Raw genomic sequence first — 1,156 nt, 5'->3', positions numbered from 1 at the left:
GTGACATTTATTTAACTCATCGTTTTTTTATTAGAGGAGGTCACATGCGAAAACCCATTTATCACGTATTTGTCACCCAGGAAAGTCAGCCCGACCCACAGGGTGAAAAAAACACCTGGTGGACGAAAGTCGGCGTGGCTTTTGCCCATCACGGTAAACCCGGCCTGAACGTGGTACTGACACCCGGCATTGCCGTTTCCGGAAAGCTGGTGTTGCTTGAGCCCAGAGAAGAGAACGATATTTCGCAGGATAACGCCTCCGCTTAAACCGCTTTTCTCCTTCCCCCGGCAGGGGCTTGGTATACACCCNNCCACCACAGCCTTTCTTACGCTGTTGATGCAGTGCGCCGCCAGCATTCACCCGTCTACGGCACTCGATGTGGCGCGGGTCGAATCCGGTTTGAATCCGTATGCCATCGCTGAAATTCTGCCCGGTGGCAAAGGCGTGATTTCACATTTCCCCGCCAGTAAGGATGAGGCGGTCAGCCTCACCGCACGTCTGGCGGCAAAGGGCCGACGCTATTCGGTCGGGCTGATGCAAATCACCAGCACCAATTTCCGTCATTACGGCGTGACCGCCAGTGACCTTCTTGACCCCTGTACCAACCTGTCCGTGTTTGAGCGCATCCTCACCGACTGCTACCACCGCGGCGGTTCCCTCAAGCGTGCGCTCAGTTGCTACTACTCAGGAAATTTCACGACCGGCCAACAGCCGGAATCCTCGTTTAACCAGACCAGCTACATCCAGCGCATCGGCTACGCCGTGCCGTCAACGCGGGAAGACCGTCAGCGACCTCCCGCCGAAAAGACCCTGCCGGAAATCCATTACCCCACCGCCGTCATGCGTGGCGAGCTTACCGATAACGCCACGCCAGTTCTGACATCCCTGCGCTACCCCAACGCCGTGATACGCGGCGCGTTACCTACCCCCGGCCCCCAGGAGGAAAATGATGAAACGAAAACAGACTGACTGGCCCGTCCTCACTTGCCTGTTAATGGCAAGCCCGGTGCTGGCAGCAGACAGCGGGTTTAATAAAGCCAATGAGACGCTGAGCAACACCTCTACCGGCCTGCTCGGACTGGCCGCCGTCACCATCACGCTCGCCACCATGTGGGTGGGATACAAAGTCTTATTTGACGGCAAGAGCCTGCATGAC

3 protein-coding genes are annotated in these 1,156 nt (G+C 57.0%); all 3 read left to right on the top strand.

What is annotated here, in order from left to right:
• Positions 1–44 precede the first annotated feature (44 nt).
• Positions 45–266, top strand: a complete 222-nt coding sequence (locus H0248_RS21595; protein ID WP_180787439.1) for a hypothetical protein — start codon at positions 45–47, stop codon at positions 264–266.
• Positions 267–336: 70 nt separating this feature from the next.
• The gene (locus H0248_RS21590) at positions 337–969 is read left to right on the top strand and encodes a lytic transglycosylase domain-containing protein (protein ID WP_180787438.1); all 633 of its coding nucleotides are present in this window, start codon (positions 337–339) and stop codon (positions 967–969) included.
• Positions 950–1,156, top strand: a 207-nt coding sequence (locus H0248_RS21585; protein WP_374705287.1) for a TrbC/VirB2 family protein, incomplete at its 3' end; no start/stop codon positions are given. The genes H0248_RS21590 and H0248_RS21585, both read left to right, overlap by 20 nt.

It is taken from the genome of Pectobacterium brasiliense (assembly GCF_013449685.1).
Taxonomy (GTDB): domain Bacteria; phylum Pseudomonadota; class Gammaproteobacteria; order Enterobacterales; family Enterobacteriaceae; genus Pectobacterium; species Pectobacterium brasiliense_A.
This window is presented reverse-complemented; position numbering and strand designations above follow the sequence as displayed.

Coding starts and splice junctions, on each gene's coding strand:
- H0248_RS21595 (WP_180787439.1), top strand. CDS start 45: ATGCGAAAACCCATTTATCACGTATTTGTCACCCAGGAAAGTCAGCCC.
- H0248_RS21590 (WP_180787438.1), top strand. CDS start 337: ATGCAGTGCGCCGCCAGCATTCACCCGTCTACGGCACTCGATGTGGCG.